General features: G+C 65.0%; 29 protein-coding genes and 1 pseudogene. 18 read left to right on the plus strand and 12 right to left on the minus strand.

All coding sequences use genetic code 11. The features are described from left to right. Positions 1 to 17 precede the first annotated feature (17 nt). The 3 genes and pseudogenes from L0C21_RS07385 to L0C21_RS07395 form a co-directional block, all read right to left on the minus strand. Positions 18 to 491, minus strand: coding sequence for a hypothetical protein (locus L0C21_RS07385; RefSeq protein WP_259277747.1), 474 nt, complete (start codon positions 489 to 491; stop codon positions 18 to 20). Next, the gene (locus L0C21_RS07390; RefSeq protein ID WP_259277748.1) at positions 488 to 799 is read right to left on the minus strand and encodes a rod-binding protein; all 312 of its coding nucleotides are present in this window, start codon (positions 797 to 799) and stop codon (positions 488 to 490) included. The genes L0C21_RS07385 and L0C21_RS07390 overlap by 4 nt, the downstream gene beginning before the upstream one ends. Further along, positions 799 to 1,936, minus strand: a pseudogene (locus tag L0C21_RS07395) (flagellar basal body P-ring protein FlgI). Before L0C21_RS07395 ends, L0C21_RS07390 begins: the two are co-directional and overlap by 1 nt. 122 nt (positions 1,937 to 2,058) lie before the next feature. On the opposite strand from L0C21_RS07395, the gene L0C21_RS07400 reads away from it, so the two are divergent. Further along, positions 2,059 to 2,487, plus strand: coding sequence for a flagellar assembly protein FliX (locus L0C21_RS07400; RefSeq protein WP_259277749.1), 429 nt, complete (start codon positions 2,059 to 2,061; stop codon positions 2,485 to 2,487). A gap of 75 nt (positions 2,488 to 2,562) precedes the next feature. Then, positions 2,563 to 3,078, plus strand: coding sequence for an RNA polymerase-binding protein DksA (dksA, locus tag L0C21_RS07405; RefSeq protein ID WP_259277750.1), 516 nt, complete (start codon positions 2,563 to 2,565; stop codon positions 3,076 to 3,078). A gap of 243 nt (positions 3,079 to 3,321) precedes the next feature. On the opposite strand, the gene flgH is transcribed toward dksA, so the two are convergent. The 4 genes from flgH to L0C21_RS07425 form a co-directional block, all read right to left on the minus strand. After that, complete coding sequence (gene flgH, locus L0C21_RS07410; protein ID WP_259277751.1) at positions 3,322 to 4,086, minus strand: flagellar basal body L-ring protein FlgH; 765 nt, start codon at positions 4,084 to 4,086, stop codon at positions 3,322 to 3,324. A 63-nt stretch (positions 4,087 to 4,149) separates the two neighbouring features. Next, positions 4,150 to 4,644, minus strand: a complete 495-nt coding sequence (flgA, locus tag L0C21_RS07415; RefSeq protein ID WP_259277752.1) for a flagellar basal body P-ring formation chaperone FlgA — start codon at positions 4,642 to 4,644, stop codon at positions 4,150 to 4,152. A 5-nt stretch (positions 4,645 to 4,649) separates the two neighbouring features. After that, positions 4,650 to 5,435, minus strand: a complete 786-nt coding sequence (flgG, locus tag L0C21_RS07420) for a flagellar basal-body rod protein FlgG (protein ID WP_259277753.1) — start codon at positions 5,433 to 5,435, stop codon at positions 4,650 to 4,652. Positions 5,436 to 5,471: 36 nt separating this feature from the next. Then, the gene (locus L0C21_RS07425) at positions 5,472 to 6,212 is read right to left on the minus strand and encodes a flagellar hook-basal body complex protein (protein ID WP_259277754.1); all 741 of its coding nucleotides are present in this window, start codon (positions 6,210 to 6,212) and stop codon (positions 5,472 to 5,474) included. Positions 6,213 to 6,464: 252 nt separating this feature from the next. Between L0C21_RS07425 and L0C21_RS07430 the strand changes: the two genes are divergently transcribed. From L0C21_RS07430 to L0C21_RS07465, 8 genes are all read left to right on the plus strand, one after another. After that, entirely contained in the window at positions 6,465 to 7,007 is a 543-nt protein-coding gene (locus tag L0C21_RS07430) for a flagellar basal body-associated FliL family protein (protein ID WP_259277755.1), read from the plus strand. Between the two features lie 2 nt (positions 7,008 to 7,009). Further along, a complete protein-coding gene (gene fliM, locus L0C21_RS07435; RefSeq protein WP_259277756.1) occupies positions 7,010 to 8,134 on the plus strand; it encodes a flagellar motor switch protein FliM in 1,125 nt (374 codons plus the stop codon). A gap of 8 nt (positions 8,135 to 8,142) precedes the next feature. Then, positions 8,143 to 8,562, plus strand: a complete 420-nt coding sequence (locus L0C21_RS07440) for a DUF6468 domain-containing protein (protein ID WP_259277757.1) — start codon at positions 8,143 to 8,145, stop codon at positions 8,560 to 8,562. 25 nt (positions 8,563 to 8,587) lie between these two features. Then, positions 8,588 to 9,187 (plus strand): MotE family protein, encoded by a 600-nt coding sequence (locus tag L0C21_RS07445; RefSeq protein WP_259277758.1) that lies wholly within the window; start codon positions 8,588 to 8,590, stop codon positions 9,185 to 9,187. Between the two features lie 174 nt (positions 9,188 to 9,361). Then, positions 9,362 to 10,012: a protein phosphatase CheZ gene (locus L0C21_RS07450; protein ID WP_259277759.1), complete on the plus strand. Its 651-nt coding sequence runs from the start codon at positions 9,362 to 9,364 to the stop codon at positions 10,010 to 10,012. A gap of 12 nt (positions 10,013 to 10,024) precedes the next feature. Next, complete coding sequence (locus L0C21_RS07455) at positions 10,025 to 10,516, plus strand: hypothetical protein (protein WP_259277760.1); 492 nt, start codon at positions 10,025 to 10,027, stop codon at positions 10,514 to 10,516. Beyond that, positions 10,513 to 11,073 (plus strand): flagellar motor protein MotB, encoded by a 561-nt coding sequence (locus L0C21_RS07460; protein WP_259277761.1) that lies wholly within the window; start codon positions 10,513 to 10,515, stop codon positions 11,071 to 11,073. The genes L0C21_RS07455 and L0C21_RS07460 overlap by 4 nt, the downstream gene beginning before the upstream one ends. Then, positions 11,070 to 14,036 carry a tetratricopeptide repeat protein gene (locus L0C21_RS07465; protein WP_259277762.1) on the plus strand — a complete coding sequence of 989 codons (2,967 nt, stop codon included), beginning with the start codon at positions 11,070 to 11,072 and terminating at the stop codon, positions 14,034 to 14,036. The genes L0C21_RS07460 and L0C21_RS07465 overlap by 4 nt, the downstream gene beginning before the upstream one ends. Positions 14,037 to 14,194: 158 nt before the next feature. On the opposite strand, the gene fliP is transcribed toward L0C21_RS07465, so the two are convergent. From fliP to L0C21_RS07480, 3 genes are read right to left on the minus strand one after another with little or no spacing between them, the layout of a single operon-like run. Further along, a complete protein-coding gene (fliP, locus tag L0C21_RS07470) occupies positions 14,195 to 14,920 on the minus strand; it encodes a flagellar type III secretion system pore protein FliP (RefSeq protein WP_310593386.1) in 726 nt (241 codons plus the stop codon). A 9-nt stretch (positions 14,921 to 14,929) separates the two neighbouring features. Beyond that, on the minus strand, positions 14,930 to 15,226 hold the full coding sequence (locus L0C21_RS07475; RefSeq protein ID WP_259277763.1) for a FliO/MopB family protein: 297 nt from the start codon (positions 15,224 to 15,226) through the stop codon (positions 14,930 to 14,932). 6 nt (positions 15,227 to 15,232) lie between these two features. Then, the gene (locus tag L0C21_RS07480) at positions 15,233 to 15,553 is read right to left on the minus strand and encodes an EscU/YscU/HrcU family type III secretion system export apparatus switch protein (RefSeq protein ID WP_259277764.1); all 321 of its coding nucleotides are present in this window, start codon (positions 15,551 to 15,553) and stop codon (positions 15,233 to 15,235) included. A 224-nt stretch (positions 15,554 to 15,777) separates the two neighbouring features. On the opposite strand from L0C21_RS07480, the gene L0C21_RS07485 reads away from it, so the two are divergent. The 3 genes from L0C21_RS07485 to fliE are packed head-to-tail and all read left to right on the plus strand — an operon-like array spanning position 15,778 to position 17,028. After that, positions 15,778 to 16,209 (plus strand): flagellar basal body protein, encoded by a 432-nt coding sequence (locus tag L0C21_RS07485; protein ID WP_259277765.1) that lies wholly within the window; start codon positions 15,778 to 15,780, stop codon positions 16,207 to 16,209. A gap of 32 nt (positions 16,210 to 16,241) precedes the next feature. Continuing rightward, positions 16,242 to 16,649 carry a flagellar basal body rod protein FlgC gene (gene flgC, locus L0C21_RS07490; protein ID WP_259277766.1) on the plus strand — a complete coding sequence of 136 codons (408 nt, stop codon included), beginning with the start codon at positions 16,242 to 16,244 and terminating at the stop codon, positions 16,647 to 16,649. A gap of 43 nt (positions 16,650 to 16,692) precedes the next feature. After that, positions 16,693 to 17,028 carry a flagellar hook-basal body complex protein FliE gene (gene fliE / locus L0C21_RS07495; protein ID WP_259277767.1) on the plus strand — a complete coding sequence of 112 codons (336 nt, stop codon included), beginning with the start codon at positions 16,693 to 16,695 and terminating at the stop codon, positions 17,026 to 17,028. An 81-nt stretch (positions 17,029 to 17,109) separates the two neighbouring features. Here the strand turns inward: fliE and L0C21_RS07500 are convergent, their stop codons facing one another. Together L0C21_RS07500 and L0C21_RS07505 are read right to left on the minus strand one after the other, a co-directional pair. Then, positions 17,110 to 17,610: a hypothetical protein gene (locus tag L0C21_RS07500; RefSeq protein WP_259277768.1), complete on the minus strand. Its 501-nt coding sequence runs from the start codon at positions 17,608 to 17,610 to the stop codon at positions 17,110 to 17,112. A 353-nt stretch (positions 17,611 to 17,963) separates the two neighbouring features. After that, positions 17,964 to 18,461, minus strand: coding sequence for a hypothetical protein (locus tag L0C21_RS07505; protein ID WP_259277769.1), 498 nt, complete (start codon positions 18,459 to 18,461; stop codon positions 17,964 to 17,966). Positions 18,462 to 18,878: 417 nt separating this feature from the next. Here L0C21_RS07505 and L0C21_RS07510 point away from each other — a divergent pair, with 417 nt between their 5' ends. From L0C21_RS07510 to L0C21_RS07530, 5 genes are all read left to right on the plus strand, one after another. Then, a complete protein-coding gene (locus L0C21_RS07510) occupies positions 18,879 to 19,142 on the plus strand; it encodes a flagellar biosynthetic protein FliQ (protein ID WP_259277770.1) in 264 nt (87 codons plus the stop codon). 13 nt (positions 19,143 to 19,155) lie between these two features. Then, the gene (gene fliR, locus L0C21_RS07515) at positions 19,156 to 19,914 is read left to right on the plus strand and encodes a flagellar biosynthetic protein FliR (RefSeq protein WP_259277771.1); all 759 of its coding nucleotides are present in this window, start codon (positions 19,156 to 19,158) and stop codon (positions 19,912 to 19,914) included. Position 19,915: 1 nt separating this feature from the next. Next, on the plus strand, positions 19,916 to 21,010 hold the full coding sequence (gene flhB, locus L0C21_RS07520; RefSeq protein WP_259277772.1) for a flagellar biosynthesis protein FlhB: 1,095 nt from the start codon (positions 19,916 to 19,918) through the stop codon (positions 21,008 to 21,010). A 142-nt stretch (positions 21,011 to 21,152) separates the two neighbouring features. Beyond that, positions 21,153 to 21,560 carry a hypothetical protein gene (locus L0C21_RS07525; RefSeq protein WP_259277773.1) on the plus strand — a complete coding sequence of 136 codons (408 nt, stop codon included), beginning with the start codon at positions 21,153 to 21,155 and terminating at the stop codon, positions 21,558 to 21,560. Next, a complete protein-coding gene (locus tag L0C21_RS07530) occupies positions 21,499 to 23,628 on the plus strand; it encodes a hybrid sensor histidine kinase/response regulator (RefSeq protein WP_259277774.1) in 2,130 nt (709 codons plus the stop codon). The genes L0C21_RS07525 and L0C21_RS07530 overlap by 62 nt, the downstream gene beginning before the upstream one ends. Positions 23,629 to 23,767 lie beyond the last annotated feature (139 nt).

Genomic DNA, 23,767 nt, shown 5'->3' on the forward strand with positions numbered 1-23,767 from the left:
CGCTCCCGCCGTGACGCTCAGACCGTGGCGTTGAGAGCGATGGACGCCGCCGGCGGGCGGGCCGGAGCGGTGGCAAGGCCGGGATTGTAGGTGGGGGTGGTGCGCTTGCCCTTCTGGGTTTCCTCGATGATGGCGTTGAGGATGCCCTCGCTGACGCGCTTCAGCCGGAGCACGATGCGCCCGTTGGCCATCACCAGATCCTGAAACGTGGCGAGCGCGCTGGAGAGGGAATCCCGCAAGGCGCGATCCGCCTGTTCCACCCCGGCCGGGTTGCGCTTCAGCGCCTGCAGGCCATAGGCGAGAACCGAGGAGAGGCGGCCCTTTTCCTCCAGCAGCGGCTGGATGGCGGTGGGGCGCTCGGTCTCCAGCAGATGGTTCTCGGCCTCGACCAGCGAGATGAGGCGCTGGACCACGTCCAGCATCTCGGTCAGGTGCCGGTTCATGTCGGCGGGCGGCTGCGCCTGCATCTGCGCGGCAACGGTCGGCATCATGCCTGGCCTCCCTGCATGCGGATCACCTCGTTCATGAGATGGGGGACGAGGCCAAGGCCGCCCTGACGGGCGATCTGCTTGCCCATCTCCTGGCCCATCATGCTGCGGTAGATCGATTCGGCGTTGCCGCCGCCGGTCAGCTCGTCGGTCGGCACGGTGGAGAACATGATGTTCACCATCTCGCCGATCAGCACGGACTCGAAATCCTGCAGCGCCGCCTTGGTCTTGGGGTTGACCGGCACGGCCTGGCGGCCGGCCAGCATGGGCGTGGTGGCCGCCAGGGCATCGGGGGTGGCGGAAAGGCTCATCAGTAGACCTCCACTTCGGCTTGCAAGGCACCTGCCGCACGCAGCGCCTGCAGGATGGTGATGAGATCGCGCGGCGTGACCCCAAGGGCATTGAGGCCGTTGACCAGATCCTGCAGCGAGACGCCGGTCTCAAGCACGCCCAGCTGCTTGCCGGTGCCGTCGTCCACCTCGATGTTGGTGCGCGGCACGACCACGGTCTCGCCCTTCTCCGAGAAGGGGCTGGGCTGGGAGACCTGCGGCATTTCGGAGACCCGGATGGTCAGGTTGCCCTGGGCGATGGCGACGCGGCTGACCTTCACGTCCGCGCCCATGACGATGGTGCCGGAGGCCTCGTCGACCACGATGCGGGCAGGCTGGTCGACCGTGACCGGCAGGCGCTCGATCTCGCTGATGAGGTGGGCCATGCCGTAGGGGTAGCCCGCCGGCATGGTCAGCTGCACGGTGGTGGGATCGAGCATCCGGGCGATGGGCGTGCCCTGGGACTGGTTGATAACGTCCGCGATCCGTTCGGCCGTGGTGAAATCGGGGTTCTTGAGGGCCAGCTTCATGTTGCTCATCTCGCCGAGCGCGAAGGCGACCTCACGCTCGATGATCGCGCCGTTGGTAATGCGGGCCGAGGTGGTGACCCCCCCGGGAGATGCTCTGCGCCGCGCCCCTGGCCTCGAAGCCGGACACCGCGACCGCGCCTTGCGCCACCGCGTAGACTTCCCCATCCATGCCAACCAGCGGGGTGACGAGCAGGGTGCCGCCCTGCAGGCTGGTGGCATCGCCCATGGCCGAGATCTGCACGTCGATTCGGGAGCCCTTGCGCGCGAAGGGGGGCAGGGTGGCCGTCACCGTCACCGCCGCCACGTTCTTCGTGTTCATCTTGATGTCGCGCAGGTTGATGCCGAGCCGGTCGAGCATGCTCTTCATCGACTGCTCGGTGAACGGGGCGTTGCGGAGCATGTCGCCCGTGCCGTTGAGGCCGACGACCAGGCCGTAGCCGATCAGCTGGTTCTCGCGAACATTTTCAAAATCAACGATATCCTTGATGCGCGAGGCGCCAAGGGCGGGCTCGGGCCCTGCGGCAAATACTGCCAGTGCGAGGCAGAGGCTGCCTATCAGGCGGAGGCTCCAGCGGTGAAAAAGCGGCATAATCTTCCCTGCCAACCATCGTTTTCTTCGATTTCGAATCTAACCATGCTAATACCGTGCCAAGTTTGGGCCCGATGGGCTTTCATACTTTAGAAACCATAAGGGATGCAGGATCGGCGCCCATGAGAATCCAGGATCCGGTACGCACCCAGGCCGCCACGACCAAACGCGCGGGCGATAAAGGCCGCGCGAGCGGCAGCCAGGGCTTTTCGAGCCTGCTCGAGACGGGGGAGGCTCCGTCGTCGGGCGGAGTATCCTCGGCCGGCCCGGTGGCCGACATCGGCTCGATCCTGGCGGTTCAACAGGCCGAGGATGCAACTCAAGGCCGCTCACGGGGCCTCGCGTGGGGGCGGGATCTTCTTGATGAACTCGAGAAGATTCAACGCGCGCTGCTGCTCGATACGCTCACGGTCAATCAACTCAACGGGATAGCCGCAAAAGTGCGGACATATCAGCGCGTTGATGACCCGCAACTTGCCAGTATCCTGGCGGAAATCGAACTCAGGGTTGCAGTTGAGCTGGCGAAATACGGCGTGGAAATTGCACGGTAAGGAAATCGCTCGCTTGTTCAGTTGCCCTGAACCTTTTATAAGCCCCGCACCGAACTGCGGGGGAGCGTCGGAGGTATGATGGGCGGTATTTTGAATAACACCCACGAACGTCTGAACGGCACTGGGGCGGAGGAGCTGCTGCTGAGCAGGGAGGCCGCCACAACAATCGACCAGCCGATCGTTGAACTGCCAGAGGGCTATACGCCCTCACCGGATGAGGAGTTCATGAACCCGCTGCAGCAGGAGTATTTCCGCCGCAAGCTGGTGGCCTGGAAGGAGGATATCCTCCGCGAGGCCCGTGAAACCCTTGAAACCCTACAGAGCGAATCCCTGCGCGAACCGGATGTGACGGATCGCGCCTCGTCCGAGACCGACTGGTCGATCGAGCTGCGGACGCGGGATCGCCAGCGCAAGCTGATTTCCAAGATCGACGCGGCCCTGCGCCGCATCGAGACCGGAGAATACGGCTACTGCGAAGTGACCGGCGAGCCGATCTCGCTGCAACGGCTGGAAGCCCGGCCGATCGCCACCATGACCTTGGAAGCGCAGGAGCGCCATGAGCGCATGGAAAAGGTGACGCGGGAGGATTAAGGTCCTTCGGGCTTTGCCCCTTCTGAGCCGGGACAGGGAGGATAACCTGGCGTGAGGGGGAACAAGAAAATCAATCGCAGAATATCGTGAACGGCAGCCGGAGCAGCATCTCCGGGTGCCGTTTTTTTATGCCCCGCCCTGGCTGGCGAGGGCGCGCCAAAAGGCCGGCGGAAACGGATCTCCACCGGCCTTTCTTGCAAGGGTTGGGCAAGGGCAGGGGGTGTGGTTCCCCTGCCGCCTTCATCAGAACGGGAACAGGGCGTCGTAGAGCTGCTGGCCGTAGCGGGCCTGCTGCACGTCGGTCAGTTGGCCGCGGCCGCCGTAGGAGATGCGGGCCTCGGCGATCTGGCTGTGGTTGATGGTGTTGTCGCGGCTTATATCCTCGGGGCGGACGATACCTGCGATCACCAGCTCGCGCACCTCGTAGTTTACCCGTACTTCCTGCTTGCCCTGGATGACCAGGTTGCCGTTGGGCAGCACGCCGGTGACGATGGCGGCGATGGTGAGGTTGATGTTTTCCTTGCGGTTGACCTGCCCGGTTCCCGAGCTTGAGGAGTTGGACGAGGCATCGACCAGGGAGGACGGATCCACGGCGTTGGGCAGCACCTTGTTCAGCTTGGATTCAAGGCCGAGGAAGCCCGGAAGTCCGGCGGCTTCCGAATTGCTGCGGCTGCGGGAGGTGGTGTTGTTCACCTGCGCCTGATCGGAGATGTCGATCTGGACGGTCAGGATGTCGCCCACCTGCGAGGCGCGGGGATCGCGGAAGAAGGCGCGGGAGCCTGCGCGCCACAGGGACGTGCCTGCCTCCTCCGGCTGGCCGGCCGCCTGGGCCGACCGCACGGCGGTCATCTGCTGCTGGCTGGCCAGCGAGGGCTGCATCTGCGGCGCGGTCACGCCCTCGATGGGCGAAAGATTGGGCGCGCGGCCGATGTTGGCGATCCGTTCGGCGGTGCCGCAGGCGGCAAGCGTGGAGGCGGCAAGGCCGATGGTGAGAAGGCGGATCCACATGATGTTCACCCTTGCGTTCGATTTGTCGTTTTCGGCTTATCGTTATTGTGTTGCCGGTGTTCTTCAGAGGCCGGCGAGCATGGCGAGCCCGCCCGTGCTGACGGAGACGACGCCCTCGGCCGTCACCTCGCCCTGGATGACCCGCTGCGAGGAGATGTTCTGGACGCGCACGATGTCGCCCTTGCCGCCGTCCTCCAGCGCCTTGCCCTTGGCGGCGATGGTGAGGCCGCCGTGGCTGACGACCATGGCGACGGCCTGGCCCTTTCTTATCAGCGTGGGCTGGCGCAGGTCGTAGCTGCGAACCGGATTGCCGGGGGAGAGCGAGCGGCGCGCCTCCAGCCCGGCAACTTCTGCCGGCATCAGGGCGCCGCGGGCCTTGCGGGCATCAATGGTGCGAACTTCCAGATCGGATGCGGTGATGATCTCGCCGGCGCCGACGCGATTGGTGAGCACGGCGATCTCCACCATTTCCGGCTGGGTAGCGGCCACGGCGGGCGCAGCCGGCGCGATGGCGGCAACCAGAGAGGCGACAAAGGCGAGGGTGCGAATGCGTGTCATGGCGCTTACCGGATCTGGTTGGTGGCGTTCATCATCTCGTCAGCGGTCTGGATGACCTTGGAGTTCATCTCGTAGGCCCGCTGGGCGGTAATCAGCGCGGTGATTTCGCTGACCGGATTGACGTTGGAGGTCTCGAGCAGACCCTGCCGCAGCTTGCCAACGCCCTCCTCGGTCGGCACGCCGATGGTCGGCACGCCGGAGGCGGGGGATTCCAGCAGCAGGTTGTCGCCGATGTTCTCGAGGCCCGCCTCATTGGGGAAGGTCGCCAGGTCGATCTGGCCAACGGTCTGGTAATCGACCTGGCCGGCCTGCTTCACCTGCACGGTGCCATTGGCGGCGATGGTCACGTCCACCGCATCGGGCGGAACCAGGATGCCCGGCAGGACGCGGTAGCCGTCCGGCGTCACCAGTTCGCCCTGGTCGGAAAGCTGGAAGGAACCGGCGCGGGTGTAGGCCTCGACGCCGCTCGGCAGCTCGACCCGGAAATAGCCGCGCCCGTCGATGGCGATATCGTAGGGGTTGCCGGTCTGGGTGAGGTCGCCCTGTTCGGCGATGCGGTAGACGCCGCCGGCGCGCACGCCAACGCCGATCTGGATGCCGCTGGCCACGCGCGTGTCTGCCTCGGAAGTCTGCGAGCCGACGCGGCGCACGTTCTGGTACAGCAGATCCTGGAACTCCGCACGGTGACGCTTGAAGGCCGTGGTGTTCATGTTGGCGATGTTGTTCGAGATGACCTCGACGTTCATCTGCTGGGCCAACATGCCGGTTGCCGCGATATTGAGTGCACGCATGGTTTAAATCCTTCTCCAGCCTTGCCGGAAATCTGGTTACTGGACCCGGCCGAGGCGCTCGATGCCCTGCTGGCGGATGTCGGTGTAGCGCTCGAGGAGACGGGTGGTTGATTGGTAGGTCCGCAGGACCTCGATCATGTTGGCCAGTTCCATCACCGGCTTGACGTTCGAGCCCTCGATCACGCCGGTCTTGAGGCGAACCTGATCGGCGGGCAGGGGGCGGCCGCCTTCGCCGTCCATCAGGGTGCCGCCCAGCTTGCTGAGCGTCAGGTCGTTATTGAACGCCGTCAGTCCCAGCCGGCCGTGCGGGCCCATGTTGGAGGAAATGGAACCATCCTCCGCGATGTAGAGGTTGGTTTCCTGCGGTTCGAACTGGATGGGCTGGTTGTTGTCATCGAGCACCCGCGCGCCGCTGTCCGTCACCAGGAAGCCATCGCCCGACAGGCGGAACTTGCCGTTGCGCGTGTAGGCAACGTTGCCGTCCGGCGTCATCACGGTGAAATAGCCCTCGCCATTGATCGCGACGTTGAGCGGATCGTCGGTGGGGATGAAGTCGCCCTGCACCGTGTCGCGCATCATGCCCTGGTCAAGCACGAAGGAGACGGGCCGGGCGGAATTGACCGGGGCCGCCGGCATGATGGTGGATTCCGCCGCGAACAGGGCCTCTTCCCGCTTGTAGGCGGCGGTGTTCATGTTGGCCACATTGTTGGCGATAACCGACAGCTGGCGCTGGAGTGCCATCTGGTGCGAAAGGGCGACGTAATTCAGCGTGTCCATGTTCTGCCATCCTTTTTGGCGGCGTTCGCAAAGTGCTCGCCAAGACATAAGCAAGACTGATGCCAACTTTAAAAATGGCTGATTTCTGCGGATTTGAGCGGTGATGGCGCTGGCTGGAGGCCTGGGGCGCGCAATTTTTGCCGGGCCAGTTCTGCCCAAAGAAGGGCGGGCGGATGCTGTTTGATGCGTCACCAATCAAGAGGTTGTTAACCTTGAGAACGTAGCTTGGCCCTGCGTGGCGGGATGCCGCGCATGGTCCTTGAGGGGCGCGTCATGGCGGAAGACATCAGTGTCGGTCTCGATGGTAGCGAGGCGGAAGCGGAACTGAACCGCAAGAAGTGGAGCGGCAAGCGCATCGTGATGGTTGCCGCGCCCGTGCTGCTGCTGCTTATTGGTGGCGGGACCGCGGTTACGATGTTCTTCGGCGGAGAGAAGGAAGTTGCCGCGCCGGTAGACCCGGCAGCGCTGGCGGCGAACTCGGCCAACGCGCCGATCGTCTACGTCGATCTTCCCGACCTTCTGGTGAACCTGAAGTCGACGGACCGGAACAGCAGCTATCTCAAGCTGTCCATTTCCCTTGAGGTCAGCGGCCAGGCCCAGGCCGACGAGATCAAGAAGCTGATGCCGCGCATCACCGACAGCTTCCAGGTTTACCTGCGCGAACTCAGGATCGACGACCTGTCCGGCTCGGCCGGCATGTTCCGCCTGAAGGAAGAGTTGCTGCGCCGGGTGAACACGACGATCGAGCCGTTCAAGATCAACGACATCCTGTTCAAGGAAATGCTGGTTCAGTAGCGATGATCGACAACGACGACATCTCTTCCGACGAAACCGGTGGTCCCGACGACGACGCTCTGGCTGCCGAATGGGCGGCCATGGCGGAGGAAAAGCCTGACGACAGCGACATCGCCGCCGAGTGGGAAAAGATGGCCGAACAGGAGGAGGAGGAAATCCTTTCCTCGGTTCAGGCCGGGCGCGTGCTCGACCAGGACGAGATCGACAGTCTTCTCGGCTTCGATGGCGACGACGAGGAAACGGCCCGCACGGGCATTCACGCCATCATCAACTCCAGCCTCGTCTCCTACGAGCGCCTGCCGATGCTGGACGTCATCTTCGACCGTCTGGTTCGCATGATGACGACCTCGCTGCGGAACTTCACCTCGGACAATATCGAGGTCAGTCTCGATAACATTTCCTCGGTGCGGTTTGGCGATTATCTGAACTCCGTGCCGCTGCCCGCGATGATGGGCGTGTTTCAGGCTGTGGAGTGGGATAACTTCGGCCTGATGACGGTTGATTCCAACCTTATCTATTCCATCGTGGACGTGCTGCTGGGCGGGCGGCGCGGCACCGCGCCGATGCGGATTGAGGGCCGGCCCTACACCACCATCGAGACCAACCTCGTCGAGCGGATGATCGACGTCATCCTCGCCGACATGGCGCAGGCGTTCGAGCCGCTCTCGCCGGTGAAATTCCGGTTCGATCGCATCGAGACCAACCCGCGCTTCGCCTCCATCGCCCGGCCGACCAACGCGGCCGTCGTCATTCGCCTCCGGGTGGACATGGAGGATCGCGGCGGCAAGCTGGAAATGCTGTTCCCCTATGCGACGCTGGAGCCGATCCGCGAGCTGCTGCTCCAGCGGTTCATGGGCGAAAAGTTCGGCCGTGACAGCATTTGGGAAACCCACCTCGCGACCGAGCTGTGGCGCACGCGCATCGAGCTGGACGCCGTGCTCGACGAGCAGACCATGCTGCTGAGCGAGGTGATGAACTTCAAGGTGGGGCAGACCCTCGTGTTCAATGCCACGGCGAAGGACAATGTGGATTTGCGCTGTGGCGACGTATCCCTGCTCAGTGGCCGCCTGGGCCGCTCGGGCAAGAAAATCGCGGTGCAGGTCCGCGCAACCAACGGCAAATTCTAAGGAGAGGCATGATGCTTGGCTGGATCATGGATATTGTGTTGTGCCTGATGCTGCTGGTCGCGCTGACGGGCGGTTTCATTCTCAATCGCCGTCTTGTCGCGCTGCGAAATGAGCGCACCCACATGGAAGCGATGATCCGCACGCTGACCACCACGGTTTCCCAGGCGGAAGGCAGCGTTCATGCGCTGAAGGCCGCGGCGCAGGAAGTCGAGGCGTCGTTGCGCGAGCAGGTTTCAAAGGGCCGGGCGCTGACGGACGAGCTGGTCATCATCACCCAGGCGGGCGAGGACCTGGCCCGGCGCCTGGAGGAAGGCTTCACCGGCGCGGCCTCACTGGCGCGCCCGAAGGCGGAAGCCGCGCCGCTTGGCGCGCCGGCCGGCGGCGCCAAGACGCAGCCGAAGCTGCGCGCGCTGGATGGCCTGCGCTAAGGCATAGGGAAGAAGGGATCAGTTCATGAAGGCATGGCCTCTGTCGATCCGGCCGTTTCCCGTCATGCTCGTGGCGGGCGCAGGGATTTTTCTGTTCAACGTTGCCGACGTGATTGCCCGCGCGCCGGGAAGCGAGCAGGCAGCAGCCGCTGCCGCCGAGACGCCGGCCAAGCCGAAGGCGGCCGCGCCCCAGCAGGTTGCCAAGGCCACGGTTCCGCAGAACCGGGTCGAGGCGGAATTGCTGAGCGACATGGAAAAGCAGCGCGCCAAGGGGGCTGCCAGCAAGTCTGATCTGGAGATGCGCGAGCGGCTGCTGGAAGCGGCGGAAAAGCGCGTCGATGCCAAGATTGCCGAACTGCGCCAGCTTGAGGCGCAGCTGAAGGAATTGACCGGCATCAAGGACGAGCAGGCCAGCAAGCAGTTCGCCTCGCTGGTCAAGGTTTACGAGACCATGAAGCCCAAGGATGCCGCGCGCATCTTCGAGAAGCTGGATCTCAACGTGCAGCTGGCCGTGGCGCACCGCATGAAGGAAATCAAGATGGCGGCCATTCTGGCGGAGATGGACCCGGAGGCCGCCAAGGCGCTGACCATGGCGCTCGCCGAACGCGCCAACGTGGCCGGGTAGGGCCGGAAGCCGCGCAAATGCTGCCGTTGCGGCTGTTGCCGCCATGCCGCCAGCTGCAGATTTCATAACGGAAATGCGCCAGACATTAACCGGGCCTTTACCGTCCTTTCTTTACCAATCGTATCGATTGCGGCCCGAATGGCCGAAGCTGAGACAGTCGTGGAGAGTATGGAAATGTCAGGCCTTGCGACAGCCACCCTCAAGGATCGGATTGAAGCGCTCCGCCAGGAGCGGGGCGAGCACGTAAAAGTGCGCGATATCCCAGAGCTGGTGGCCTCCATGGTGTCGACCATGCAGGGTGAACTTGAGCTGGCAGCGCTCAAGATCGGCGGCGAACTCAAGGAACTGGTGGATTTCATCAGCGCCGCCAAGGCGGAGATCGCGTCCATCCAGCCCAACGCCCTCTCGAAGCATGACATCCCCGGCGCGGCCGACGAGCTGGACGCCATCGTGCAGCACACCGAATCCGCCGCCACCCAGATCATGGATTGCGCGGACGAGGTGACGGCGATTGCCGGCGACGTGGACGGGGAACTCTCCGAGCGGCTGAGCGCCATCGCCATGCGGATTTACGAGGCTTCCAGCTTCCAGGATATCACTGGCCAGCGCGTCACCAAGGTGGTGCGCGTGCTCAAGCACATCGAGGAAAAGCTGGGTCAGCTGGCCGAGGCGGTGGGCGATCAGTCCAACCGTGGCGAGAAGATCATTCACCGCGACGATGAGGGCGAGCCGGTCGATCCGAAGGAACTGCTCAACGGTCCGTCGCTGGAAGGCCAGGGCAACAACCAGGACGATATCGACGCGCTTCTGGCGAGCTTCGACTAACGCGTGCCGGCGATGGCGACACACGCACCTCCCGCTCCGGCAGGCCAGTATGGCCTGATGGCAACGGTGTGGCTCGTGCTCGTCGCCATATTCGCCGCTCTGCTGGCGGTCCATCGCGCGCCGGAGCCGACAGCGCCCGCTGTGCCAGCCTCTCCCCTGGAGCCGCTGGCGATGCGCGCGACAGCAGGCGAGCTGCCCAAAACAAGCGAGGCGATTCCGGTCGTCTTCTTCGAGCATGACTCCGCCGCGCTCACCGAGGCGGGCCGCCTATGGCTGCGGAGCCTCGCCGCGCATCTGGCCAATATGGAAAAAGGCGCGGGACTGCGGCTCGATATTCTGCCGCCAGCCCGCCGCCCGGACGTGACGGCGGCGCGGGTCGCGGCTGTGGCGGCCTTGCTGGGCACCCTTGATGCCGACATCGGCCGGCTTGAGATTGGCACCCATGAAGCTGGCGCAAGCGCCCGGTTCGGCCTGATTTTGGATAGGCAAGGAGGCGCGCAATGATGCTGCGCCCCGCCTGGATGCTGACCTTTGCGGACATGCTCAGCATTCTGCTGTGCTTTCTGGTGTTGGCCTACGCGCTTGAGGCCGTGCCCGCCGCCCAGCGCGAAAATGCGCTGTCATCCATCCGCCAGGTGTTTCGTGCCGGGGAGGCGGCCAGAGTCGCCTCGCCCGCGCAATCGCCCGTCGCGCGCGGGGGCAATTACTGGGCAACCTGGCTGAAGGCGCGGGTGGGCCAGCTGCCCGCACTGGAGAAAAGCGTGATTGCCGCTCATGGCGCCACCGCGAGCCTGACGCTGGAGGCCAGGCCGCTGACCGATGCGGACGTGGCGGCGCTCACCGACTTGCTTCGGCGCAGCGGCGCGCCTATTGCCATCCGCGCCGGAGCTTCTGTCCAGGCGGCAGGGGGGCAAACGGCGGTGAGTTGGGCCGAGGCGGCCGGGCGCGCGCAGCGCCTGGCGGATCGGCTGGCGGCGGCTGGGCTGGGGCAGACCCCGCGCGTCGTCGTGGCAGGCGATGGCCCCGCCCTGATGGTCGAGATCGGGAAGGATGAACAGTGAACCGCCGGCCCTTACCCCTGAGCCGCAGTATCGCTGCCCTGTGCGTGCTGTCGTCCCTGTGGGTGCTGCCCGCCGCAGCAGCTGATGCCGTCAATATTCGGGGGGCGGACCATGCCGGCTTTTCGCGCCTGGTGTTCGAATGGCCGCGGGCGGTTGCCTATAACGCCCGCGTGGCGGGCGATGAAGTTGTTATCACCTTTCAAGCGGACGGCGACCTGAGCCTTGAGGCCATTCGCAAACTGCGGCTGAACCGGGTGGGCGCGCCCACGCTTGCCCGCGAAAATGGGCGGACGGTGCTGCGCTTCAAGGCGGCAAAGGGTGCGGGGCTGCATCACTACCGCTCGGGCGGCAAGATCGTCCTCGACGTGAAGGATGCGGGCGCCGTCCAAAAGTCCAAACCCGCAGCGACGGCGCGCGCCGTGAAAGCCGAGAATGCTGAGGCTGCGAAGGATGAATTTGTTCTTCAGCAGCTGGAAGCATTGAAGGCGAAAGCGGCGGAGGAAGCCGAGGCCCGGAAAAAGGCCCGGGAGCAGGCGCGCAAACAGGCGCAGGAAGAGGCGGCTGGTCCGCTGGCCCGGCTGCAGTTGGAAGAAGCCCTGAGGGAAGCCGATGCCCAGCACAGCGGCAGGACGATCCACGGCAAGGTGGAACCCATCCCGCAGGGCGTCGCCATTCACTACCAGTTTCCCGACATCACTCCGGCGGCGGCTTTTGCGCGCGGCAATACGCTGATCGTTGCCTGGTCCGGACAGTATGAGGTCAACAACCCGGCGCTGGAAGCGGCGACCGGTGATCGCGTTCGGCGCGTCGAGCCTCTGAGCGCCGGCGGCGCAACCGTGCTGCGATTTCGCATCCGCCCCGGCATCGGCATCAGGCTGCGGCGCGATGGCACGATGTGGTCGCTGGAGCTGAAGGACCGGGAGGTTCTGCCGCGCGAGACGATCCAGTTCACGCGCCAGCGCGACCCGGTGGCCGGCGTGCGGCTGTTCGCCCAGGTGCCCGAACCCGGCCTGCCGGTGGAGATAATCGATCCCACCGACAACCGGCCGCTCATCCTGGTGCCGGTCTCATCCGCAAGTGCGGGCGTGCTTGATCTGCGAAGCTATCCGGGCGGCACGGTGCTGCGCTCGATCCAGGGTATTGCGGTCAAGCCGGCATCCAGAACGATCAAGGCCGTGCGCCACTCCAACGGCGTTGCCTTTCTGGGAATGGAAGCCACGACCGCCGAACTGGCAACGCGCGGCTACTTCACCCGGGACGACGGCACGGTGGGCCGCGCGCGGCTCATCGATCTGTCCGCATGGGCGGACAATTCCCGCATCCCGTTCGCCCAGCGCAAGGCGGACCTGCTCTACGCCCTCAGCATCGCCAAACCTGACGATCAACAGGAGCGCCGCTGGGAACTGGCCCGGTTCTATCTCGGCAATGGCATGGCGGCCGATGCCCTGGGCGTGCTGGAGCGCATGGTCCAGCTGGAGCCGGACCTGAAGAATGCGCCGGTTTTCCGCGCGGCGCGGGGCTATGCGCGCTTCCGGCTGCACCATTTGAGCGACGCCTATGAGGATCTGGGCCATCCGATCCTCGACAACGAGCCCGAGGCGCTGCTGTGGCGCACGCTGGTGCTGGAGGCGATGCAGCGACCGGCGGAAGCGCTGGCGGCCTATGCAGTGGGTGCGGACGTGCTGGCCCTTTACGAGCCGGAACAGCGTGCCCAGTTCCGCCTGGCGGCGGTGCGCGCCGATCTGGCGTTGGATGGCGGCGCCATTGCGAAACGCGATCTGGCGGGGCTGGAAGATCCCCACTACAGCGCCGAAGTGCGGGCCGAGGCGGCCTACTGGCGCGGCGTTCTGGCCGTGAAGGGGGGCGACCGCACCAAGGCGGCGGCGGAATTCACCGTGGCGCAGAATCTGGGCGGGCGGCGCATCAACGCCATGGCGACGCTGGCGCTGACCGAGGACGAACTGGCGCGCAAGAGCATCAGCGCGAAGGACGCCATCGACCGGCTGGACCGGCTGCGCTTTGCCTGGCGGGGCGATGAGTTTGAATTGTCGCTGCTGGAGCGGCTGGGCGATCTTTATCTGGATATCAACGATCCGCGCAGTGCCCTGACGGCATTGCGTCAGGCGGTGAGCTATTTCAAGCCGAGCCCTCGCACCCGCGCCATCGCGGACAAGATGACCGACATTTTCCGGGGCCTGTTCCTCGATGGCGGGGCCGACGCCATGCCCCCGGCGCAGGCGTTGGGGCTCTACTATGATTTCCGCGACCTGACGCCGTTGGGCGCTGAAGGCGATTCCATGATCCGCAAGCTGGCCGAGCGGCTGGTGAATGTTGATCTTTATGACCGGGCGGCAAGCCTTCTCGAACACCAGGTGAAATACCGGCTTGAGGGCGTGCCGCAGGCGGTGGTCGCCTCCCAGCTGGCGATGATTCACCTGATGAACGACGCGCCCGAGCAGGCCATCGGCGTGCTGCGCGCCACCCGTCAGCGGGTGATGCCGGAAGATGTCCGCAAGGAGCGCAACCGGGTAGAGGCGCGCGCGCTGCTGGAGCTGGACCGGGCAGACGAGGCCGAGGCCATTCTGGAAGGCGATACGTCGACCGAAGCGCAGATGCTGCGGGCCGATGCCTACTGGAAGGGGAAGGAGTGGCGCAAGCTCGTCGACACGCTGAAACCGATGCTGCCCAAGGCCGGGCAAACGCTGGACAAGGACGAGCGGCGACTGGTGATGCGCGCGACGGTGGCTTCGGTCATGCTGTCGGACAATGCGGGCCTTGCCCAGCTGCGCGCCAGCTATGGCGCTGCGATGAAGGGCGATGCCCTGGGTTCGGCATTCGATATCATCACGGCGCCGGACGGGCAGGGGGCTGCCAGCCTGTCCGGCCTGTCGGAAACCCTGTCGGATATCGACCGGATCGAGACCTTCATGAAGAACTACAAGGCCGCCTTCCGCGCTTCCTGATCGCTTCGCGCCGGAGCATGGGATTGCTTCATGCCGTGGAGTTATGAAAGAGGGGGGCTCGGACCCCCTGCAAATTGAAAATAAGCCGCTCACAAAAAAAGCGCGCCGTGCCCTTTGGGCGGCGCGCTTTTTTGTGGACGGCAAGCCGGCCGGTTTTCTCAGGTGCCGTAACTCTGCACCAGCGAGCCGGCGACCAGATGCCAGCCATCCACCAGCACGAAGAAGATGAGCTTGAACGGCAGGGAGATGGTGGCGGGCGGCAGCATCATCATACCCATCGACATGAGGATGGAAGAGACCACCAGGTCGATGATGAGAAATGGCAGGAACAGGAGAAAGCCGATTTCGAACGCCCGGCGCAGCTCGGAAATCATGAAGGCCGGAATGAGCACGGTGAGCGGCGTCTGCTCAACAGTTTCAACCGGGCGGCGGGAGAGATCGACAAACAGCTTCAGGTCGTTCTCGCGCGTGTGCTGCAACATGAAGGCGCGGAACGGCGCGGCGGTGCGGTCGAATGCTTCCTCCTCGGTGATCTGCTCCTGGGTGAGCGGCTGAATGCCGTCCTGCCAGGCGCGCTCGAAGGTTGGCCCCATGATGAAAAAGGAGAGGAACAGCGCCAGCGAGATCAGCACCGCATTGGGCGGGGACTGCTGGGTGCCAAGCGCGTTCCGCAGCAGCGACAGCACCACGACGATGCGGGTGAAGGAGGTCACCGTCATCAAAATGCCGGGGGCGATGCTGAGGACGGTGAGCAGGATGATGAGCTGCACCATCCGCCCGGTCAGCGACCCTTCGCCCAGATTGACGGAGACGCTCTGCGCCAGCGCCGGCTCCGCCAGGAGGATCAACGGCAGGGCCGCAAGCCAGAGAAATCGGCGATGCATCATTGTGCCTTACTGAGCCTTGTCTGAAGAAGGGGCGGACGGAATGCCGGATTCAACCAGCGTCGTGCCCTGCGGGCCGATGAGCAGCAGGTGCTCCACATCGTCGCGGCGCACCAGCACCAGCTTGTGGCGCACATCCACCATCTGTGTGGAGACGATGGCAAGGCGGCTTTCCCCCCGAGGCGAGGCAATGCCGACGCCGGGAATGCGGTGGCCCCAGCGGCGCAGGGCATAGGCCGCGCCGACCAGCATGGCCAGCACCAGCGCCAGCGCGCCGAGGGAACGGAAATAATCAATCGCGTCCATGCGGTATCATTCGCTTTCGGTGGCAGCGCTTTCGGACGGAACATCCGGCCAAGCCTGCCCGCGCTCCGCATAGACCCGTGCCAGCACCGCCGCAACGGCATCCAGCGCCGGGGCGGGGATGGGGCTGTCGAGATCGAAAGCGGCGAGCATTCCGGCCAATGCCTTGTCCTCGCGAACGCGCACGCCGCTCGCAAAGGCGAGATCGAGGATCTGCTCCGCCACCGCGCCGCGCCCCTTGGCTGTCAACACGGCCTGCCCATCCGCTTCGCCCTTCACGGCGACGGCGGTTTTCGACAGATCGTAGTTGCGCTCGAACGGGTTCTGCATGGCGGCAGTTAACCGCCAACATGCTTAACAAAACGATAAAAGCGCTGACGGTAACGCTGCGCTTGCGCGGCAAGGGGAAAGGGCGAGACGCAGCATCCATTCTCTTTTGGACGCGCCGGGAGAAATCCCACCCGTTGCGGGAACGGATCCGCAAGGTCGTTTACCAACTGTTAAGCTTGAGCAGCGATGCTTGGGTGCCGTTCCATACCGACGAGGGTAAACCCGTGGATACGTCGTCCATCGCCATTTTCCAGGCAATGACGGGCAAGATGCGCGAGCTTCAGGCCAAGCAGGAAGTCATTGCCCAGAACATCGCGAACGCCGACACGCCAGGGTACGAGGCCCGCGTTCTGGTGGAGAAGGACTTTTCCGATATTCTGGCGAACGTTTCCAACACCTCGGGCACGCCGAAGATCGCCAAGCCGCACATCAATGTGCCGGCAGCCATGAGCGCGCTGGGAAGCTCGGCTGCAGTGCAGAACAACACGGAAGCCAGCCGCGATGTCTTTGAGGTGAAGCCCAACGGCAACACGGTGGTGCTGGAAGACCAGCTGCTGTCGCTGGCGAACGTGCAGATGGAATACACGGCCCTGACCAACCTCTACCGCAAGCAGGCGGGCCTCTTGAAAACCGCCATCGGCAAGGGTGGCAACTAAGCGTCGCCAGCGACGAAGGGAGAGAGACGCCCATGGATTTGCAGCGTGCAATGGCCATTTCGGCAGCCGGGCTCAAGGCGCAGTCGCTGCGTATGCGCGTGGTGGCCGAAAACCTGGCGAACAAGGATTCCGTGGCGCAGACGCCCGATGGCCAGCCCTACCGCCGCAAGGTGGTGACGTTCCGTGACGCAATGGACCGGGAAATGGGCGCGCACACCGTGAAGGTGGACCGGGTGACCGTGGACAACAGCCCGTTCGAGAAGGCGTACATGCCCGGCCATCCGGCGGCCGACGCGCAAGGGTATGTGCTGAAGCCGAATGTGAACAGCATCATCGAGGCCAGCGACATGAAGGAAGCCCAGCGCTCCTACGAGGCGAACCTCAATGCGGTCGAAGCCGCCAAGACGCTGACCATGAGGACGATTGACCTGCTGCGCTAGAGCGCAGGAGGTTCTGACGAAAAGCGAAAGAAGAGACTGAGCCATGTCCATCCGCGCCTTCGATGCGACCAACGCCTACACCCAGGCTCTCGGACGGTCGGCCGGCAGCCTCGGCAGCGCCGGCAGTTCGCTGTCGACCGGGACGCCGATGGGAGCGCCCAATGCCTCCTTCGGCGACATGCTGGGCGAGATGTTCCACACGGCGGTCGATGCCAGCCGCAAATCTGAAGCCGTGTCGGCCCAGTCGATCCAAGGCAAGGCGGACCTGATCGACGTGGCAACGGCGGTCAACAATGCCGAGATGGCCGTCGAGACGCTGGTTGCGGTACGCGACCGGGTGGTTTCGGCCTATCAGGAAATCCTGCGGATGCCGATTTAAGGAAGGGCAGGGGCCGGCGGTCCTGCCTTCCCTTATCTCTTTTCCCCATCTGCGATCGCTCGCCACCCATTCTTTTTCGCGTCAATGAAGGGTGGGCAGCGCCCCTTCGGGCAGCAGGTGACATGCCTCGACGCGCATTCCTTCCTGCAACAGCGCTTCCCCCAGTTTCAGCGTGGCGGTGAGCACCGGCGCGATGGCATCGGCATCGCAATCCGGACCATAGGTTTCCTGCAATAGGCAGGGCAGGCGCGGATCGTCCAGCTGCGCCAGATCGACCGCCGCCAGGAAGCGCAGCTCATCTTCAACAACCGTTCCATGGCACGGGCTGGCCACCTGTACGCGCCGGGTGGCATGGCGGCTGATTTCCAAAAGCAGGTGGCACAGCAGGATGGGGACGGCCCGGCTGCACCGGGGCGCAACCAGGGCGATTGAGCGCTCGGCCCTAGCATAGTCAAGACGCGCGGCAATGAACAGGCGGCTAAGCCACAGCAAACGGTTGGCCTGCGGCGGCAGGTCGGTGCACCGGATGGCGGTGATTCGTGCCGGCCTGCGCTCATGGGAAGAAAAGAGATGTTGCGGCATGGAAGGCTCCTGTCCCCTTGGGTTCTGCAATTGATAATGACTCGCAATAATGAGGGGGTCAAGGGGCGGCTCGTAGCATGGCCTTTGGCGCCGGGGCTTGGCGGATCGTTGCGAAAGGATGGCCGCCTGGCCTGCCGTTGCCGTTTAAGACGATGTGGGGCAGCACCTTGCCGCAGAAGGCGAGGCGATGGCGGGGCGCTGACGTGCCGCATGCCAGCGCGACCGGGCGTAGCTCTGAGAGGCGAAGCTTAAAGCCGCAGCAAGGCGTAAGGGCGGCAAGGCGTAAGGGCGGCAAGGCGTAAGGGCGGCAAGGCGTAACGAATGTGCTGGCGCGAGCCGGGCGCGCGGGCGGGTTAGTGGATGCTGGGCAGCATCTCCGGCGGAACCAGCCGCATGACCCGAATAATCATGCCCCGGTCGCCCAGAGCCCTGCCCAGGTGGTGGGCGGCTTCCATGAGCCCGTCTATCCGGGAATTGGCGCACAGGTTCTGCAGCAGCATGCCCGCACGCGCCTCATCTCCGGCCTGGATGCGATCAATGGAGGCCAAGAGGGCAAGCTCGTCGGGCATCAGATGCTGGCAGTGCGGCTGGCCGAAACGCAGGTTACGGCGGGTGACGGCGATCAGTTCGGCGGCAAGCAGGCGCAGGAGGATAGTGGCAGAGCGGTCCGGCGCGCCCTTGAGGCCGCCGAGGATCTGCCGCACGGACCGCCCCTCCAGGCGCGCGGTGAGAAGCTCGCGAAAAGACCAGAGCAGGAGGTGGTCCGCCGGGGTCAACTCCAGGCAAAGAATGGCGCGGTCAGCAAACAGGTGCTCCGACGCGTCCAGAATGCCCGCGGATATGGTCCGCATTGCAGGTATCCTCCCCTCAAATCCCCTGCTATTCAGAAGCAAAAGATTGTCCTTCGCAAGAATATAGAGCGGTTCCTACGCTTCATCTGAACGCAAAGTGGCCAAGTCGCTCCGGCATCACGTAGCTCCAGCGCCATGCGGCTCCGGCGCTATGTGCTGTTCAGCCCAAAACTGCATCGACCTTGGCCATGTGCCAGAAGTAACCGGAAGCGGAATGGACGGAAAGGCCGCTCTGGTCGTAGAAATCGCATGTCTTAAGAAAGCTCCTAAGGCGGAAACCGGGCCGGGCATTCGGTCTGTCTCGCTGGAGGCGAGGCGTATCTTTCTGAATTGGAAGGGCTTTTCATGAAGCCGGGGCCTGCGTTTTTGCAAGCCGGGCTTAACCATGTATTCACCATGTTGGGCCAAGGTGGCGAAATGACCGGCGCTGAAGTTCTCGATGTGACCCGCGACAGCCTGTTCACCATGCTGATGGTGGCCGGACCGCTGCTGCTTGTGGCCCTGGTAATCGGCTTCGGCATCGGTCTTTTGCAGGCGCTGACGCAAATTCAGGAAGCCACGCTCACCTTCGTGCCCAAGCTTATCGCCATGACGATCGTGCTGCTGCTCACCGCGCCGCTGATGGGTCGGCTGATGGGCGGGCTGATGGAGCGGCTGGCCGCCCGAATTATCTCGGGCTAGCGGCGGGTCGTTCATGCCTGATTTCATGACGGCCCAGTTCACCGCCTACTTCCTGGTCTTTGCGCGGCTGGGCAGCATGCTCATGGTCATGCCGGCGCTCGGCGACGAGAATGTGCCGTCGCGCGTGCGGCTGCTGTTCGCGCTCACCCTGTCGCTCGTGGTGCTGCCGGTCGTGCTCGTCTCGCTGCCGCCCATGCCGAGGACGCTGCCCGCCACCACCGCGCTGCTCATTGGCGAGATCATCGTCGGCCTGATGCTGGGCATGGCGGTGCGAATCCTGTTCTCGGCGGTGCAACTGGCCGGAACGGTCATCGGTTTCCAAAGCGGCCTGTCGGGCGCGATGGTGTTCGACCCCGCCCAGGGCGGGCAGACGATCCTGGTGTCCCGCTTCCTCAACATGCTGGCAGTGGTGCTGGTGTTCTCGACCGACCTGCATCACCTGATGCTTGCGGGCATGGTGCGCTCCTACGCCCTGTTCCGGCCGGGCGGCGACATGATGGGCGGCGACTTCGCCATGCTGTCGGTGCAGATGCTCAGCCATGCCTTCGCGCTGGGGATGCAGATGGCCGCGCCGTTCCTCGTCTATGGCCTGGTGTTCAACGTGGGACTGGGCCTGATGGCGCGCCTGACCCCGCAGATCCAGGTGTTCTTCATTGCCCAGCCGCTGGGCATTGTCCTCTCTCTTTTGCTGCTGCTCGCGCTGATCGGCACGATCATGACCGTGTTCCTCGATCGCTTCGGCGAGGGTCTGCGGACCCTGATGGGAGGCTGAGATGGCCGGGGAAAGCGAAGACGACGACCAGAAAACAGAAGAGCCTACCCAGCGAAAGCTGGATGAGGCGCGCAAGAAAGGCCAGATCGCCCGCAGCGCCGAGATGCGCCATGTTGCCATGCTGGGCGGCGCGCTGGTGGTGGTGAGCTTCATGGCCGGCGGCATCGGCCATGGCCTTGCGCCGATGTTCGTCAATCTTCTGGGGCAGGCGGACAAATACCAGCTGGATGGCCGGGGCACGCAGAGCCTGGCCTCGAGCGTGGCGCTCAACACCGGCGCGGCGCTGTTCGCCCCGCTGGCGGTGCTGTTTCTGGCGGCGATCGTGGGCGGGGTGATGCAGGGACGGCCCACCCTCTCGTGGGAGCGGATCAAGCCGCAGTGGTCCAAGCTGTCGCCGCTCTCCGGCATCAAGCGGCTGCTTGGGGCGCAGGCGGTGGTCGAGTTCCTCAAGACCCTCGCCAAGAGCGCGCTGGTGGGCGTCGTCGGCGTCGCCGTGGTGTGGCCCTATGGCCGCCGGCTGGAACTCAGCCTGTTCGGCAGCGCGCCGGACGTTCTGGCGCTGACGGGCGGCCTCGTCATCAAGCTGCTGCTGGCGGTGGTGATCCTCGTGGCCGTGCTGAGCCTTGGCGACTTCGTCTACCAGCGCTTCTCGTTCATGAAGAAGATGCGGATGAGCCGGCAGGAGCTGAAGGACGAGTTCAAGCAAAGCGAGGGCGACCCGCACGTGAAGGCGCGCATCCGCCAGATCCGGTTGGAGCGGTCGCGCAAGCGCATGATGGCCAACGTGCCGACGGCCGACGTCGTCATCACCAACCCGACCCACTTTGCCGTGGCGCTCAAATACGATCAGGCGGCGATGGCCGCGCCCAAGGTCGTCGCCAAGGGCGTCGACAGCCTGGCGCTGCGGATCCGCGCCGTCGCCACCGAGAACAAGGTGCCGATCGTTGAAAATCCGCCGCTGGCCCGCGCGCTCTATGCCAGCGTGGAGGTCGAGGAAGAGATCAAGCCCGACCATTACAAGGCGGTGGCCGAGGTCATCAGCTACGTGATGAAGCTGCGCGGCCGGTCCTTGCCGAAGCGTCCGCCGCGGCCCTGATGGGAGCGCGCGGCGGCGGCCCGGCGTTGATATTCGACCACGCGCCAGGCAAAGAGCATGAAGGATAGCCTTGACGCGGCGCGCCTTTTGGGCATCGTCCCTAGGGTTTGACACACAGGTTCGAGGCAGGCTGCGGGCGCGCATGATCGCACGATGGTTCCCTGGAGACGAGCGCGGCTTGGAGGAAGCCGACCTGGCTGGCGGCTTGCCGCCCGAGCCCGGCTCCATGCAGTTCGCGTGGGTCGCGGCCACCGTGGTCACGCTGGGCCTGCTTTCGGCGGCGCTCATCGGCTGGAGCACCGGCGTCTGGGAAGTGAGCATCCTCTACTTCGCGCTCATGCTCGGCGCGGCGGCGCTCGCCCACTCCTGGGCCTCCGGCCGGCAGCAGCGCCCCACGGGCGCGAGCCGTGCGCTGGTGCGCGCGGCCATCGACAATCAGCCCGACGCGATGGCGGTGACTGACCGGCTGGGCGCGCTGGTGGTGGCCAATGCCGCCTACGGGGGAGATCTGCGCCGGTTATCCCTCGCCGTTCGAGCTGGCGGGGATTGATCCGGAAGCGCGGGCCCCGCTGGAGCGGCTGGCCCAGCAGGCCCGGCGCGACGGCACCGCCCGGGCGAGCGTGACCCGCGTGGTGGAGGGCCGGCACAGCGAGCTGGACGTGCATTGCCGCCGCGCCGACGATCCGGCGGGGCACTTGCTGTGGCGGGTGAGCCCATCCGAGCGCAGCCTGACGCTGGCGGGCGCGGTGAACGTGGCGGCGGGCCATGTGGGCGACTGGCTGAGCCAGGCGGACATCGGCCTCATCGCCGCCGATGGCGATGGGCAGGTGCTGGCCATCAACGCTGCCTGCGGCCGGATTTCCGGCTACGATGCAAGCGAGCTGATGGGCCGGAACCTGACGGCGCTGTTCGCCCTGGCCGATGACAGCGAGGTGCTGCTGCGGGCGGCGGACGGCTCGTCCGTGCCGGTGCGGCTGGCCGAGATTCCGCTCGCGCCCCAGGGCAGGGGCGGGGAAGCCTTCGGCTATGTTTACCTGCTGCTGCGCGAGACCGCGCATACGGTGGTGGCCGGCGGCGCGGCGGACGATATCGTGCACGGCCTGCTCGACAGCCTGCCGTTCGGTTTCGCCACGGTCGACCGGGACAGCCGCTTTCGCTACATCAACCGCGCCTTCACGCACGCGGTCGGCATCAAGCCGGAGGCAACGCCGCTCTATCCGGTCGATCTGGTGCACGAGGAAGACGCCAGCATGGTCGCCGAGGTGGTGCGGAGCGTCGCCAGCGGCCGCCTGCCGAACCGGGATCTGCAGGTCCGCCTGCGCGGCGGGCGGGCCGATCCGGTGCGGCTCAGCATCGCCCACATCGGCATCGGCGACGCGGCGGCCGTGATCGCGCTGCGCGACGACGCCGAGCAGCGGCGCCTGCAGCAGCAGATCACCCAGGCCACCAAGATGCAGGCGGTGGGCCAGCTGGCCGGCGGCATCGCCCATGACTTCAACAACATCCTCACCGCCATCATCGGCTATTGTGACCTGATGCTGCTGCGTCACGCGCCGGGCGACGCGGACTTCGGGGATCTCAACCAGATCCGCCAGAACGCCAACCGCGCCGCCAATCTGGTGCGCCAGCTGCTGGCCTTCTCGCGCCAGCAGACGCTGAGGCCGCAAATCCTGCAGGTGTCTGACGTGCTGGCCGAACTCTCCAACCTCTTGAAGCGGCTGATGGGCGAGACCATCACCCTCAACATGATCCACGGCCGCAACCTGGGGCCGGTCAGGGCCGACCCCGGCCAGCTGGAGCAGGTGATCGTCAACCTGGCGGTGAATGCCCGCGACGCCATGGGCGGCTCGGGCGAGCTGACCATCCGCACCTACCAGGTGGCGCCGGAGGAGGTGAAGAAGCTGGGCTACCAGATCATGCCGCCGGCGGACTATGTGGTGATTGCCGTCACCGACACCGGCCACGGCATCCCCAAGGAGCACCTGGGCAAAATCTTCGAGCCGTTCTTCACCACCAAGGAGGTGGGCAAGGGCACGGGGCTGGGGCTGTCCACCGTCTATGGTATCGTCAAGCAGACGGGCGGCTTCATCTTCGCCGATTCCGAGGTGGGGCGGGGCACCACCTTCACCATCTACCTGCCGGTCTACATCGCCGCGCCCGAGGAGCAGGCGGTGGAGGAAGCCAAGGCGGCGGAGGCGGTGTCCGACACCTGGGGGCATGGCACCGTGCTGCTGGTGGAAGACGAGGCCATGGTGCGCGCCGTCGCCAAGCGGGCGCTGGAGCGCAAGGGTTACAACGTGCTCACCGCCAACAACGGCGAGGAGGCGCTAGAGGTGATGGAGGGATTGGACCAGCCGGTCGACCTTCTTATATCCGACGTGGTGATGCCGAGCATGGACGGGCCGACCCTGGTGCGCCATGCCCGCGAGCGCCACCCGGACCTCAGGATCATCTTCATCTCCGGCTATGCGGAGGAGCAGCTGCGCCGCTCCATCGACGTGCCGGACGTGGCCTTCCTGCCCAAGCCGTTCTCGGTGCAGGAACTGGCCGAGGCGGTGCGGGAGGCCATCGGCCGCAAGCCGGCGCAGAACGAATCAAGTGGCGGGATTACTGCCTGAATCCAGGCAGGAACGCGTTCCAAATGTATGAATTAATGCCAATGGAATCAAAGGCTTGTCTGCCAAGCTTGCATATGAGAACAAAACAGGTACAAAGCCTGCGTTGCGTTCGACGCTCTGTGCCTCTATGCGGGAGAAA

It is taken from the genome of Pedomonas mirosovicensis (assembly GCF_022569295.1).
GTDB lineage: Bacteria > Pseudomonadota > Alphaproteobacteria > Sphingomonadales > Sphingomonadaceae > Pedomonas > Pedomonas mirosovicensis.